The organism is Tuberibacillus sp. Marseille-P3662, assembly GCF_900178005.1.
Classification (GTDB): Bacteria; Bacillota; Bacilli; order Bacillales; family Sporolactobacillaceae; genus Marseille-P3662.
Genome location: NZ_FXBS01000006.1, coordinates 1,281,652 through 1,296,292 on the forward strand (window position 1 = coordinate 1,281,652; position 14,641 = coordinate 1,296,292).

General features: G+C 38.9%; 14 protein-coding genes and 4 pseudogenes. 3 read left to right on the forward strand and 15 right to left on the reverse strand.

What is annotated here, in order from left to right; all coding sequences use genetic code 11:
- Positions 1 to 14: 14 nt before the first annotated feature.
- Positions 15 to 893, reverse strand: a complete 879-nt coding sequence (locus B9Y89_RS15120; protein WP_085524031.1) for a YicC/YloC family endoribonuclease — start codon at positions 891 to 893, stop codon at positions 15 to 17.
- A 122-nt stretch (positions 894 to 1,015) separates the two neighbouring features.
- On the opposite strand from B9Y89_RS15120, the gene B9Y89_RS15125 reads away from it, so the two are divergent.
- Complete coding sequence (locus B9Y89_RS15125; RefSeq protein WP_085524032.1) at positions 1,016 to 2,749, forward strand: Rqc2 family fibronectin-binding protein; 1,734 nt, start codon at positions 1,016 to 1,018, stop codon at positions 2,747 to 2,749.
- Between the two features lie 38 nt (positions 2,750 to 2,787).
- On the opposite strand, the gene B9Y89_RS15130 is transcribed toward B9Y89_RS15125, so the two are convergent.
- The 14 genes and pseudogenes from B9Y89_RS15130 to B9Y89_RS19435 form a co-directional block, all read right to left on the reverse strand.
- Positions 2,788 to 3,585, reverse strand: coding sequence for a CAP domain-containing protein (locus B9Y89_RS15130; protein WP_085524033.1), 798 nt, complete (start codon positions 3,583 to 3,585; stop codon positions 2,788 to 2,790).
- Positions 3,586 to 3,870: 285 nt separating this feature from the next.
- Positions 3,871 to 4,527, reverse strand: coding sequence for a class I SAM-dependent methyltransferase (locus B9Y89_RS15135; RefSeq protein ID WP_254901310.1), 657 nt, complete (start codon positions 4,525 to 4,527; stop codon positions 3,871 to 3,873).
- Positions 4,528 to 4,609: 82 nt separating this feature from the next.
- Positions 4,610 to 4,813 (reverse strand): annotated as a pseudogene (locus B9Y89_RS15140) (class I SAM-dependent methyltransferase); the annotation flags it as partial.
- A gap of 286 nt (positions 4,814 to 5,099) precedes the next feature.
- The gene (locus B9Y89_RS15145; RefSeq protein WP_085524036.1) at positions 5,100 to 6,620 is read right to left on the reverse strand and encodes a glycine betaine uptake BCCT transporter; all 1,521 of its coding nucleotides are present in this window, start codon (positions 6,618 to 6,620) and stop codon (positions 5,100 to 5,102) included.
- Positions 6,621 to 6,750: 130 nt separating this feature from the next.
- A complete protein-coding gene (locus tag B9Y89_RS19125) occupies positions 6,751 to 6,897 on the reverse strand; it encodes a hypothetical protein (protein WP_176222248.1) in 147 nt (48 codons plus the stop codon).
- Positions 6,898 to 7,029: 132 nt separating this feature from the next.
- Complete coding sequence (locus B9Y89_RS15150) at positions 7,030 to 8,550, reverse strand: glycine betaine uptake BCCT transporter (RefSeq protein ID WP_085524037.1); 1,521 nt, start codon at positions 8,548 to 8,550, stop codon at positions 7,030 to 7,032.
- A gap of 512 nt (positions 8,551 to 9,062) precedes the next feature.
- Positions 9,063 to 9,659, reverse strand: a complete 597-nt coding sequence (locus tag B9Y89_RS15155; protein ID WP_085524038.1) for a GNAT family N-acetyltransferase — start codon at positions 9,657 to 9,659, stop codon at positions 9,063 to 9,065.
- Between the two features lie 133 nt (positions 9,660 to 9,792).
- Positions 9,793 to 10,337 (reverse strand): annotated as a pseudogene (locus B9Y89_RS15160) (GNAT family N-acetyltransferase).
- 134 nt (positions 10,338 to 10,471) lie between these two features.
- Positions 10,472 to 10,885, reverse strand: a complete 414-nt coding sequence (locus B9Y89_RS15165; RefSeq protein ID WP_085524039.1) for an NUDIX hydrolase — start codon at positions 10,883 to 10,885, stop codon at positions 10,472 to 10,474.
- A 376-nt stretch (positions 10,886 to 11,261) separates the two neighbouring features.
- Complete coding sequence (locus tag B9Y89_RS15170; RefSeq protein ID WP_085524040.1) at positions 11,262 to 12,020, reverse strand: methyltransferase domain-containing protein; 759 nt, start codon at positions 12,018 to 12,020, stop codon at positions 11,262 to 11,264.
- 135 nt (positions 12,021 to 12,155) lie between these two features.
- Positions 12,156 to 12,650, reverse strand: a complete 495-nt coding sequence (locus B9Y89_RS15175; RefSeq protein ID WP_085524041.1) for an NUDIX hydrolase — start codon at positions 12,648 to 12,650, stop codon at positions 12,156 to 12,158.
- Between the two features lie 22 nt (positions 12,651 to 12,672).
- Positions 12,673 to 12,897 (reverse strand): annotated as a pseudogene (locus tag B9Y89_RS15180) (neutral/alkaline non-lysosomal ceramidase N-terminal domain-containing protein); the annotation flags it as partial.
- 190 nt (positions 12,898 to 13,087) lie between these two features.
- Complete coding sequence (locus tag B9Y89_RS15185; RefSeq protein WP_176222304.1) at positions 13,088 to 13,795, reverse strand: class I SAM-dependent methyltransferase; 708 nt, start codon at positions 13,793 to 13,795, stop codon at positions 13,088 to 13,090.
- A 75-nt stretch (positions 13,796 to 13,870) separates the two neighbouring features.
- A pseudogene (locus tag B9Y89_RS19435) lies at positions 13,871 to 14,008 on the reverse strand (DUF3951 domain-containing protein); the annotation flags it as partial.
- A gap of 76 nt (positions 14,009 to 14,084) precedes the next feature.
- Between B9Y89_RS19435 and B9Y89_RS15190 the strand changes: the two are divergent.
- Entirely contained in the window at positions 14,085 to 14,285 is a 201-nt protein-coding gene (locus B9Y89_RS15190; RefSeq protein WP_085524043.1) for a hypothetical protein, read from the forward strand.
- Positions 14,275 to 14,616 (forward strand): type II toxin-antitoxin system PemK/MazF family toxin, encoded by a 342-nt coding sequence (locus B9Y89_RS15195; protein ID WP_176222250.1) that lies wholly within the window; start codon positions 14,275 to 14,277, stop codon positions 14,614 to 14,616. The genes B9Y89_RS15190 and B9Y89_RS15195 overlap by 11 nt, the downstream gene beginning before the upstream one ends.
- The last annotated feature ends 25 nt before the right edge of the window (positions 14,617 to 14,641 follow it).

Here is a 14,641-nt window from a genome sequence, read left to right on the forward strand (position 1 = left end):
AAAGACCCCCTAAGTTATTCAACATTTTGTACTTGTTCTCTAAGTTTTTCAATATCAGACTTAATATCGACAACATATTGACTTATCGTAACATCGCCCGCTTTAGAACCAATCGTATTAATTTCCCGATTCATCTCCTGAATTAAAAAGTCTAATTTCCGCCCTTTAGGACCGTGTTCTTTCATTATATCAAAAAATTGCTTGATATGACTCTTTAATCTCGTAATTTCTTCGTCTATGTTGGATTTATCACTAAAAAACGCCACTTCATTCAGTAATCGCCCTTCATCTACGTCCACATCCTCTAAATATTCACGAATGCGTTTGTCTAATTTTTCTTGATAGACTTCTGCAACCATAGGGGCATGTTCTTCTAACCGTTGAATGGTGGTGTTCAGTTGTTTTACACGCATGGCTAAATCATCCGCCAGGTTCATCCCTTCCGACTGCCGCATATTGACGAGTTGCTCGCAGGCTTCATGGACAGCTTGAAAAATATGATCATTAATCAGCTCCCTATCCACCGGTTCATCACTAACGTAAAATAGGTCATCTAATTGTAGTAAATCTTGATAAGTCAGTTGCTTATCAATGCCATATCGGTCACTCATTTGCTCTAGTTGGTCTATGTATTGTTTGAGCAAGGCCCAGTTGGTTTTGAGGCTTTGCGCGGATAATGACGTGCTGTCCTCATCCGTCATTAAATAGATTTTGCCCCGGCTAACATAAGACTTGATGATTTGTTTAACGGGTTCTTCGAGATACATCAATGATTTTGGCAAATGAACGGTCATATCTAAGTAACGGTGATTGACAGACTTCATTTCAACCGTTAATTCCCGCTCATCAATCGTTGCGATAGAGCGACCATATCCAGTCATGCTGTACATCATAATATCACACCCAAACTTATTCTAAAATAGATTCTATCGGTTCAACAAGAAAAATGGCAAGGATTTAACCCCAATCATTTGCATGATATACTATTAATGGAGAAGAAAGCGAGGGACTTATCATGGCTTTTGACGGCATTGTAACCCGATCCTTGGTTAACGAACTGCGCGACACGTTAATCGGTTCACGGATCGGAAAGATATATCAACCGCAAGCAACAGATCTTTTATTCCAAGTAAGACATTTTAAGCAGAAATTTCAATTGCTACTATCAACCAATGCGCAACTCGCAAGAATGCATTTTACTGAAGCTCAGTACCAAAATCCGAAAGAGCCGCCCATGTTTTGTATGCTGCTCCGGAAACATTTGGTTGGTAGTATTATCGAAAACATTGAGCAGGTCGGTTATGAACGGATCATTCATATCGATGTGAAAGCCAAAGATGAGATCGGCGATACCGTTCATAAACGGTTAGTGATTGAATTAATGGGCAAGCACAGCAATGTTATTTTAATCAATGCTGATACGGGTCACATTTACGATAGCATAAAACACCTCTCGCCAGCGATGAATTCTTATAGAACCGTATTGCCCGGACAAACGTATACACCGCCACCTGAACAGAATAAACTTAATCCTGAACAATTGGATCGTGATACGATCCTTAGACGATTGGACTTTAATGCAGGTAAACTCGATCAACAGATTATGCAAAATATTGAAGGATTTTCACCGTTGTTGGCCAGGGAAGTGATGCATAGAGCTGGCTTACCGCGACAAGATGCCGTGCTAGAAGCCCTTATGGATGTGAAACAGATCATTACAGAACAGGATTTTAAGCCGGCCATCTATCACAACTCAAATAGCAAAGACACGTTCCACGCTGTTAATTTAACCCATATCGATGGCCAGGCGGACACATTTACTTCTGTCAGCGCCATGTTAGAAGCGTTTTTCGGCGGCAAAGCGGAACGGGACACTGTGAAACAAAAAGTTGCTGATTTAACAAAATTATTAACCAATGAGCGAAAGAAAAATGAAACGAAATTAAAAAAATTGACGAAGACAGCACAGCAGTCAGAGAAAGCAGAAGAATATCAACTGTTCGGCGAGCTGCTAACCGCCCATATGCATAGAGTCCATCAAGGTGATGAAACACTTGAAGCGGTCAACTATTATGATGAAAATCAGTCAACGGTGACGATTCCGCTGGATAAAGAGAAATCCCCGTCTGATAACGCTCAAGCCTATTTTAAAAAATATAATAAAGCGAAAACCGCGGCGCAGATGGCTACTGAGCAAATAACGGCAGCTGAAGCCGAGATCGATTACTTGGATCGACTGTTGCAGCAGTTGGAATCTGCCTCTCTTGATGATATTGAGGAAATTCGTGAAGAGCTTCAGGATGGTGGCTACATTAAACGAAAGCAAACCCAGAAAAGAAAAAATAAAAAACACCGCCCGCAACCAGAACAATACGTTTCATCTGATGGCACATTGATCCTTGTCGGTAAAAATAACAAGCAAAATGACCATTTGACGATGAAAATGGCTCGATCCGATGAAATTTGGCTGCACACAAAAGATATTCCTGGTTCACACGTTTTGATCCGGAGCCGGGAAGCATCAGATGCAACACTTAACGAAGCCGCCAACCTCGCGGCCTTTTATAGTAAGTCAAAACAGTCTAGCTCCGTCCCTGTTGATTATACCTATGTCAAACACGTCCGCAAACCAAACGGGGCTAAGCCGGGTTATGTCATTTATGATAACCAGAAAACATTGTTCGTGACACCTGATGAATCTGAAGTTCATCGGCTAAAAACGAACGCAGAAGAGCCGTCCCAATTTTAATGGGACGGCTCTTATACACTCAATCATGTTAGCAACATTTATTTACCGATAAATTGTTGCGTCCAGATATCACCATTCGATACATACCCAACACCAATGTGTGTGAAATCGCTATTGAGGATGTTTTTACGGTGTCCTTCACTATTCATCCAAGCATCCACAACATCTTGCGGTGACGTTTGCCCTTTAGCGATATTTTCACCTGCTGTACGATACGAAATACCAAATTGGTCCATCATATCAAAAGGTGATCCGTACGTTGGGCTGTTGTGAGAAAAGTAATTGTTACTGGCCATATCCTTTGATTTTTCACGTGCCACTTTACTTAATTCAGTATCTACTTTAAGAGGGGACAGACCACGTTGTTCTCTTTCTTGGTTGGTAAGTTCAACCACTTTTTGTTCAAATTGGCTTAGTTGACTGTTTTGCTCCTGTTTTGACTGTTGCTGATTTTGTTGTGGCTGTTTATTACCAGATGGTGCCGATGCCTGCTTTGACTGATCAGCTTGTTCTGGGTTCTGTTTAGGATCTTTCTCAGTCTGTTGGTTCTGTTGCTGTTTTTGGTCAGACTGTTGCTGCTCTTCTGACTTAGAAGATTTATTGTCTCTTGTATCGTTTTGCTTCCAATCAACTTTTTTCCAATTTACTTGATGATCAAATTTTTTATCTAGCAAGTTTTGAACTTCTTGTTTTGAGAGATGATCACAATGTTGTTGAATGGAAACATTGCCTTTTGCCTGACTTTGATGGCTTTCAGCACTAGCTGTTTGAAAAGCTCCGCCAAACAAAACGGTTCCTACTAGTGCTGCTGTTGCAAAACCCTTTTTCTTCATCATTCTGTAGCACATCTCCTTTGCTGTGTTTGTTTTGCAACCTCATTCTAGCATGGATTTTTTGTAATATTTCAGGAATAGATTTCCTTATGATATCTTTGAGTCTACTATGACGTCAAATACAGATAATCATGCCCATTTTCAAGGAAAAAATAGATTCACCTGCTAGATTTTACATATCAATAATCATTGACAGGCTTTATATAGGCCTTCATAGGTTTACATACTTAGCCGATTTGTTATCTGACTGTAAACAATCTCATAGAAATGTATCTTTGTCATTTAACTTCAATCATCCGATTTATCCGCAATTGAAATGTAAGCATGACCGGCTAACACTGGTGTATGGGATATCGATGTCGCTCCAAGGTAAGCAAACATATCATCCAATTGTTCCTGTGAGTAGCGATGACGTTTGGTTGATACGTTCGACCACTTCTCAAGCGTTTCTTTTTCAAACCCTGTCAACTTTCGATCATTTATAACCGATTGAATCGCCTCTGGGCTCATCTTCTCCGACGGATTCAACATCGCAATCCTTCCCCCTGGCTTTAGGACACGAAGCATTTCTTCAATGCCTTTTTCTGGTTCGGGTAATAGGAACATCACACAAGTTGACAAGGCCACATCAAACATAGCAGTCGTAAAAGGTAACCTGTAAGCATCACCGACGCTGAAATGGCTTTTGCCTGCCATTCCAGCTCGTTCAGCATTAAGATTCGCTGCTTGAATCATATTCTCTGATAAATCAATGCCAGTGATTGAACCGGCCGCTGCTCCGTTTTTCAGCAATAACCGCCCCGTCCCGCAGCCAATATCGATAACATCCCGTTCCGCCCAATCACCAGAACGATCGATTAACTGCCAATGGATTTCAGAAAGCCACTCCGTTTGCGCCATTTGATCAAAAAATGCCACAAGCTCGTCAAATTCGTGACCCGGCATTTTCCGCACATAACCAACTCCCTTTTTTAGTTCTACCTATAGCATAGCGTGTGGTGAATTTTATAATCAATGACTTGACTTTTTAATGATTAGATTGAGTTCTGTAATTTGCGGGATCAGCCTTTCCTACAATTTTTTTGAACTCGCTTTGATTATTAAGAAGTGAGGGGTTCACCATATTAGGACTGACGTCAACGCCTGTAACGTTCGCCCCTCGTTGCAAGAACTTTTCGGCATACCATCCAGCTGCACATCCTGCATCAAGTATCTTGTTTCCATCTAATTTAACCTTATGCCTTAGATTTAACTGCAATTGTAATGGTTGTATCAGCAACAGCCTGTTTCATTCAGTTCCAGTCAATGACGTCAATCACATAAAAAGACGAGTCTGGGACAAATCTAAAACAGGATACCCAAAGCCGAACAATAAGCACCGTGCCCGCGGCAAGCGAAGGATTTTGACGAAGCGCTGACACAAACTACCATTTTAAACAAATAATCCGAACAGATTTTATAAATCGTTCGGATTATTCTGTGACGAATATACTTTTGTCCTAGCCTCGCCCTTCTTATTAAGACTTGTTTTTAGGATGATTAATTCGACCAATACCAAGTTCTTTCCCCTCTTTATAGATCGCTTTAATGAAACTCACAGTCATTAACAGCATGATAACTGAGAAAGGCAGAGCTGCGATAATCATGGTGTTTTGCAAAGCTTGAAGACCCCCAGTATATAGAAGAGCGAGTGCAGTAGCTGCGAGCAAAACACCCCAAGTTAATTTAATGGATTGACTTGGATCCTGCTTACCATCGGTTGTCATCGATCCTAATACAAATGTTCCCGAATCAGCAGAGGTGATAAAGAACGTGCTAATAAGCGCAATGGCAAGAATCGAAGCAACCATACCCAATGGGAAATTAGAGAAGACGCCGAATAATGATTCTTCTTTTGCCAGCGTTGAAATGGTATCAATCCCGTTGTGTTCGAGTGAAATAGCTGTTCCACCAAATGTTGCAAACCACAAAAACCCGATGATTGAGGGAACAATTAAGACTGTAAAAACAAATTCCCTAATGCTACGTCCCTTAGAGACGCGTGCTATAAATATCCCAACAAATGGTGACCATGCAATCCACCATGCCCAATAGAATATCGTCCATGAATTAATCCACTGTCTTGTCTCTTCGCTAAGCGGAGCTATACGGAAACTCATATTTGGAAGATATTCTAGATAAGATCCAATTGAGTTCGTAAATAAATTTAAAATAAATAACGTTGGTCCCATAATGAAAGTCACAATGAATAACAATCCTGCCAGAATCATATTAGCATTACTTAAAATTTTTATCCCTTTACCTAAGCCTGACCATGCTGAGATCATAAACAATACGGTAACGATGGCTATAATGATAAACTGGACGACAATGTTAACGGGTATGTCATACAAAAAAGACAGTCCGCCGTTTATCTGTACAGCTCCGAATCCAAGCGTTGTAGCGACCCCGATAACCGTAGCGATAACGGCAAGAATGTCAATCACTTTGCCTATAACTCCGTCAGCTCGCTTACCAATAATCGGGTGTAATGTGGCACTGATTTGTATGTCTTTTCCTTTTCGGAAATTAAAATAGGCTAATACTAGAGCTACAATCCCGTAGATCGCCCATGCGTGGACGCCCCAATGAAAGTATGTAAATCTCATAGCATCTTTTATTGCTTGATCAGTGCCTGTTTCCCCTGTAGGAGAGCTGGTAGCATAATGACTGATAGGTTCAGCTGTCCCCCAAAAGACAAGCCCTATCCCCATTCCGGCACTGAATAACATGGCAATCCAAGTAGGCCTCGAAAATTCGGGCTTTTCTTCTGGCTTACCGAGTTTAATTCTTCCAACTGGGGTGATTAAGAATACTAAACATACTAAGACGAATAGTGTCACCACAATAAGGTAGTACCACCCCAATTTATTTGATATAAATGTTTGGATATTCGATGTCGCTGTTTCTAATCCCTCTGGCCAAACGACACCTATAATAACGAGTATTAATAAAATTGCTGCCGATATTTTGAACACGGGTGTTAGTTTTTTTAACATCACAATGAACTCCTTTCTAGGAGAAATTGACACAATCGTCCTCCCTCATTGCGTTCATACTTTCCTCAGGGATCAAGCATTGATATAAAACGCTATGTGTCATTATTATCTCTAAGGCAAATCCTTTTATTCACCCATCTGTCTTAAGATACGGTTTGATAATGACCATTGGGCCACTCAGGGTCTTTCTGTACAAGCGATGAAGGTTTTTATCAAAAATAACAATATCAAGGTCAGTCGGTTCTGATGCTTCAACTTGAAGGAACCATCCAGCCATTAGTGCACCCTAATTTTGTTCAAAAAACGGACAGCATCAGCTTGTGATACTGTCCGTTTCCGGTTGAATAAAGAAAAACAAATGTCTTATTATATAGGAAACACTAAAATTGACTGGACCTTAAAATTCTTTTTAAGACTTGTTTTTAGGATGATTAATTCGACCAATACCAAGTTCTTTCCCTTCTTTATAGATCGCTTTAATGAAACTCATAGTCATTAACAGCATGATAATCGAGAAAGGTAAAGCGGCAATGATCATTGTGTTTTGCAAGGCTTGAAGTCCGCCTGTATATAAAAGAGCAAGTGCTGTAGCTGAGAGCAGTACACCCCAGGTTAATTTAATCGTACGACCGGGATTTTCGGATCCCCCTGTCGTCATCATTCCTAATACAAAGGTCCCTGAATCAGCTGAAGTAATAAAGAACGTGCTAATAAGCAGAATCGCAACGATCGAAGCAACCATGCCTAATGGGAAATTAGAGAAGACACCGAATAATGATTCTTCTTTTGCCAGCGTCGAAATGGTATCAATCCCATTATGTTCGAGCGAAATCGCTGTTCCACCAAAAGTGGCAAACCATAAGAACCCAATGACGGATGGAACGAGTAACACAGTAAAGACAAATTCTCTTACGCTCCGACCTTTGGAGACTCGAGCAATAAATATACCTACAAAGGGTGACCATGCGATCCACCATGCCCAATAGAATATCGTCCAATTATTAATCCATTCTCTTGTCTCTTCGCTGGTGGGCGCAATACTAAAGCTCATGGCTGGAAGATGCTCGATGTAAGTCCCAATCGTATTCGTAAATAAATTTAATATAAATAATGTGGGACCAATAATGAAAGTTAAAATGAATAACAAACCTGCTAAAACCATATTAGCATTACTTAAAATTTTTATACCCTTACCTAAGCCTGTCCAAGCCGAAATCATAAAAAGAACCGTAACGATAGCTATAATGATGAATTGAATAACAACGTTCGTCGGTATATCAAATAAAAAGGCCAACCCGCCATTGATCTGAACAGCACCAAAACCTAGTGTCGTGGCTACCCCGATAACTGTAGCGATAACCGCAAGAATATCAATGACTCTCCCAGTAATCCCATCAGCCGTTTTGCCGATAATGGGGTGTAAGGTCGCGCTGATTAAGCCAGTTTTTCCATGTCTGAAATTAAAATAAGCTAATACGAGTGCCACAATCCCGTAGATCGCCCACGCATGAATGCCCCAATGGAAATAAGTAAATCTCATGGCATCCTTAATGGCTTGATCTGTGCCTGTTTCCCCAGTCGGAGAACTGGTCGCATAATGACTGACAGGTTCAGCTGTCCCCCAGAAAACAAGTCCTATCCCCATTCCGGCACTGAACAACATGGCAATCCAAGTTGGCCTCGAGAATTCGGGTTTCTCTCCTGGCTCACCAAGTTTAATTCTTCCAACAGGGGTAATTAAGAATACCAAACATACTAGGACAATGAGTGTCACTACGATTAAGTAGTACCATCCCAATTTATGAGATATAAACGCTTGAATATTCGATGTTGCTGTTTCTAACCCCTTCGGCCACAAGACTCCAATAATAACGAGCACCAACATAATGGCCGCCGATATTTTAAATACGGGTGTGAATTTTTTTAGCATGACAAAGGACTCCTTTCCGCAAGAAATATGTCCCCTAAGAACCAAACATTTTATATTATGCTCTGTGTCATTATTCTCTCTAAGACGTATCCTTTTATTCACCTTATGCCAATAAAAAAAGGCGACATCTACACATGATGCCGCCCACACTAACTTCCTCTGAACACTGGATATCTCTAGCTATTTTGAGCTGATACCATTAGTATCAGCACTTGAGCTTGGTTATTTAATTCGATTGATTTTTAGTGAGTTGAATAGCTATGTATAACAGTAAACCAAAAATCCCGCCACTAAGAAATACATCTCCAAGCGTAGCAGGTAACTTTGTACGATTCTTTTATATCGTTAAAAATCATAATTCTTTAAAAGATGAAATTCCCATTATAAACCATTTAACCCAAACGCCTTATGCGAATGACTGTCAAATTAAGTCGACCATTGTTTCTAATTGTTTTTTACCCTCTAAAGCTGCTTTTAACATTTCAAGTGTAAAAGTAACTAAAGCTAATCTATCAGTAGTCACATAAAGCATTCGCTCTCCCCCTAGATATGAAATCTTCTCTTAAAATTGAAAAAACCTTAGTATCCCGGAACTCACCCTTGATAAACTCGTTTTGTCTTAATGTTCCTTCAAATGTCATGCCTACCTTTAACATTACTTTTTCAGAACCGATGTTATCTGTATCACAACCCCCCTCGATTCGGTTTAAGTGGATCACTTCAAAACCATATCTAATTAATGCTTTAATGGCTTCAGATGCGAAGCCATGACCCCAATAATTTTTATTTAAGACATATCCTAATTCCGCCTTCTTATGTTCATTGGACCAATCTACAAATGAGCAAGTACCGATGACCTTATGGCTCTCTTTCAGCACTAATGCCCATTCAGCGGATTGCCCCTTTTCATAACCATCAATGACGATCTTGATAAAATGATTTAGCGTTTCATCCTTGGATTTGTTGATTTCCCATGTCATATGGTGAGCGACTTCGGGATCAGACGAAAACTCAAATATATCATCGAGATCATTTAATGATAGTTTTCTTAATAATAGACGGTCGGTTTCAAGAGTCGGCATTCCTTTTAATAATCCCTCTATCTCCATAAATGTTTCACCTTGTATGAATGTTTATTTTTAAATTTCAGCAAACTCTCCTTGCATTCCATTAATCTATTCTTTTGCTTAATAACCATTATTTCAGATTTCAATACATTTTTTTCACCTAGGTTTTCTATTCTTATCCATTAAACCTTCCCATCAATATAGTATTATAACCGTTCCCGTCCGATAGAATCTTATCTCTTTTCAAGATACCTTCCACTACAAAACCATATTTTTCATAAAGCCTGATAGCTTTATCATTGGTTTCGAGAACATTCAAAGTTATATTCTTAATGTCATTTGAGTCTGCCCAATGAACAGATTCTTTTAACAGGTTTTTCCTATACCATATCCCCAATATTCGTGTAATACGCAGACTCCAAATTCTACTTTATGAGATATTCTTTTTAATTTGTTCCCTTCACATCTTGAAAAACCTACAATTCTCTTATTAGCTTCAGCAACTAAAAATAGGTTACTAATACTTTCTGTATCATCTTTAATTATCTGTTTAAAACCTGATTCATCTATGTACGCCTCGCCTTTCTCTCTATCTAAATTTTCTGTTTCGCCATCTATTTGCACTCTTACCTCAGATAAGTTTTTGGCGTCTTTCTCTATTGCAGACCTAACAACATAACGCAAATGATGAATATAAAATTCCTTTTGGATAATCCTCATCACAACGCCCCTCAATTAAACTATTATTCCTTTATATTAAACTTAATAAGCAATAATTATTAAGAGAAAATTATGACCTTAATTATTTCTCATGGCTTTCTAAACTAACGTCTACTAATAGTTGAGCAAAAAAATTACTTATCCCTTTGGAGGTGATGTATTAAAAATTCCTTATCTTCGGGGTATGTTAAATCTAAATTTTTTAGTTCCTCTGCTGATTTCCATGCAATATCATATATTAAATTGTCAGGGTCTTGAATGTTTCTTTCCCCATCAACAATATTGACTAAAAAATAATGGACTTCAAAAGATATATTGAGTTCTTCATAATTGCCACTTTTCACTTTTATTTCATCAACTATTTCTACAACATATCCTGTTTCTTCCTCAATTTCTCTTATACAACATTCGGCGAAAGTTTCATTGTTTTCTTGACCACCTGAAGGAATAGACCATGTTTTTATCTCATCAGGTTTCCCTTGTAACACCATTAACAATTCATCATTTTCATTTACACAAACACCTGACGAACCCAACCATTTTTTCATATTAACGCCCCCTGTTATATTGCTTAATAATTGCGGCATTTTGAAAAAATTTTCTAACCATACTCCCCGTTCAGGAAAGTTCTACAACCATCTTCAATGATACTTCATGGCAGTCAATTTTCAAACATTTTCACAAATTGAAAACCTGTCCAATAAAAAAAGACAGTACAAACTTACTATGCCGTCCATTATCACGTCATTTAATTCTCCTATGTACTAGAATTTCCAAACGTCAGGATTTAAGGATAAAGGATCCCACACTTAAAAACAGACCTCCATAGATCAGGTCTCCTACATCATTGCAAACACAGCTTTATAACTGTGGATGCGAATGTGTTACTAACGTAAACCGAATCCAAAAGAAATCTTGAGCTTTCTATACGGCTTCTGCTTGAATAATAAAACGATGTTGATGGACGTCAAAATAGCCTTTTGATTGAATGATCTGATAAACTTGATATAATTCATCCAGATAGTCTTCAATGTTAAAATTCGGAACTTGCCAAGGAATCGCCTTTAAATAATAAACTAAAGCACCAACGTCATAAAAACGTTGGACAGGAAACTCCTCTTTGCTATACAAGACATTAAAGTTGCATTCGTTAAGTTCCTCTAATGCTGTTTTTAGGTTCCAGTTATGAAACTCTTCATTTAAGGGCACCTCCATAGTCTCGTTTATTTGGGAACAATTCAAGCCCCCAACTTGTTGAGTGAGGAAAATTCCTGAATCTGAAATGATCCTTCTTAGTTCCGCTGAGGAATAAGAATCATGCTTGTTCAAAATTAGATCAAATTGTCCATCCTGCAGAGGAAGGTTGGAATCCTTTTCAAAATGAACCACGTTTACACCTAACGGCTCAAGCCGTTTTTTAGCAATTGGAACATTAGGCTTGTATCCCTCAGTTGCAAATACTGTTTCCGGAAAGGGCCGTAGCAAAGATAAAAATTCTCCCCCACCAGTCCCCATATCCAACATCGATTTTGCACGCTGAATCAGGGGTCTAGCGATGCTACCATAAGACCAAGTTAGTAACTCCTCCTGCACACGCCCAGTACCTGAAATAAAAGAAAAATCCCATCCGGAAAAACTTTGATTTATATCTTCAATATTATTCAAAAATTGATCCGTTATCATGCTTATGTCCCCCACTAGCCGTTTTAAATTGAGCTCTTATCTCTCCATATATCCTTGTTCAACGATAATCCCGTTCATTTTTTACACTTCCATATAGATAAAACTATCCCTACAAAATTACGTCAGAAATGCTTATCATTCATTTGAATTTAGAGCGAAATCCAAAATTTCTTGATACAGTATATGCCAATCACCATAGTAATTAGTAACATTATTGGGGTTTATAAAGATTCGTTGAATTGATTCATACTTTCCTTCAAAAGGATATATCTGCTTAATATCCAAACGATAGAACACCTGATAACCAACTTTCGGGTATGGGCTATTTTCGCTCCATTTAGGATTTTCGGTGTGGTCAACTGCGATGTATCCAAGCAGGTTACAGTCTCCTTCGACATAACCTTCTTCCATCGCTTCGCGTTTGAAACATGTTTCTGGCGTTTCATTTAATTCAATGTGACCCCCTGGAAAATCCCATCCCCTATGATTTAAGTCAACCAATAACAATTTCTTGTTGTGAAAGCAAAATCCATGAACACTTGTAATGAGGCCGTGGTCAGGCATTTGGTGATCACGATGCCAAGTTAATTTAACCTTTCCTCCACCCCAATCAACATAGGTACTTGTCATATCAATCTCCCCTATTTAAGCCTCAGTTTATAGTTTTGTGTAATTCCAAAACCTTTCCTACAACTTCATTGGAACTTGACTTAATTGGCGGCATCCATAACCCTGTCATCGGTCCATAGACAACGGGATTTAGTTCAACTTCATAGCCTCCGTATGAGAAAGCTTCTTTAGTAGGTAAATAGCCTAAATAGCCGTTAGTATATCCGCCGAAAAAAGCAAGATCATTACCTAATTGCTCTTTCCCCTCATTTAGTTTCGGAGATTGTCTATTTTCCAATCCCCTAAAAGTTCACTAGTTTTGCTACAATGAAGATTGGATCAAATACAATATACACAGGCTCTCTCCTTTGCTGTTTAGATATAGAAATTATATCATGTATTTCTGAATCGTCCTAATCTTAGAAGTCTTTGCTGTTTCAAGAGGATTTCCCTTACAACTAATTTGACCTCGCTTTTATTATTAAGAAATGAGGGCTCGTCATTAATTTATGATAGGATTTTTCTTTCACTTCTTTCATCTCCTGCTGCGGTTGAGGTTCGATCAGCTTGTCGAGATTGAAAAATTGAGTGGTCTCATTGACGATGCTTTGCATCGGTCTTCTGTAAAAACTGACATCAATCGTGATATTGGGTTTGTTCCAAGTATCTGTTAATAATTGGGTTTTAAAATAATCCTCACAATTGTGACTGGTATAATCCATAAACGGGTGATGAACTGAAAATAAAAAGGTTCCGCCTGCTTTTAGAATGCGGTTAAATTCCCGAAACGTGTGGGTCCAATTTTTTAGATAATGAAGCGTAAGTGAGCTTACGATCACGTCAAAAGAGTCATCCTCAAAAGGCAAAGTTTCCTGCAGATCATGACAAAGGAATGTTGCTTTGTCTCCTAAACAATGTTTCGCTGCTTGCACCATTTCAGGGCTAACATCGACGCCTGTAGCTTCCGCACCCCGGTATAGGAACTGAGCGGCATACCACCCAGCTGCACAACCTGCATCAAACACCTTTTTTCCATCTAATTTCTCGGGCAAAGCCGCCATCATGGCCGGGCGCTCATAATGGGCATTGTATGGGCTTGCCTCATCAACATCGTTTTTATATGTTTCGGCTAACCGATTATATGTGTCTCTTGTAGGCATCGTCATGTGCCATCCTCCTTGGACAGTAAGTATTAAAATTAAATGATGTTCTTCCTGCTCTCTTTCTTCATGAAATTCAACAGTAGTTTGCGATGATATGTAATCAAACGGTGTATAGTTGTTACTAGGAATTTTTCGAGTAGCAGCCATTTTATAAACGATTATCAAAATAACCACAGATACTGTAAAGGTAGTCGGCGCACCTATTAAGATGTACATAAAAGCCGCCTCATTCTAAGCTTCGGTGTTGCTCATGTTCTTTGTTCAGCATATAATAATAGTGGAGGTGAACACGATGGCAATGAGTGAAAAAGAAAAACTGATTACCTTGCTGAATGTTCTAGATGAAAAACAAATTTCTGCCCTAAGAACTGTTGTAGAATCAATGGCGTCAAAAGGGCAGGAAAAGCAAGAGCTCTACGGTGCCCTTAAGGTAAGTGAACCCACTTTTAAAGAATGGGATAACCAGGAGGATGATATATATAATGACCTATAAACAGGGTGATATGATTTTAATTCCTTTTCCCTTTTCAGACTTAACAGGAAACAAAAAACGTCCAGCGTTAATTTTAAATAAGCCGGACGCATACAGACAACCCCACCTAATTTGTATGATGATTACCTCAGTCCAAAGAAATACCCCTTCAGATATTTTAATTTCTCAATGGAAAGAAGCTGGTTTGCTAAAACCTTCTATGGCTCGGGTCAATAAAATTTTTACAATCGATGCTCCTATGGTCCGTGAAAAGCTCGGTCATTTAAAACAAGATGATTTCTGGTTGATTCTCTCCAAATTTTTAAGTTTATTTGATTACTCGATCATTTGACCAAGTTAGTAGCTGATTACCTTGT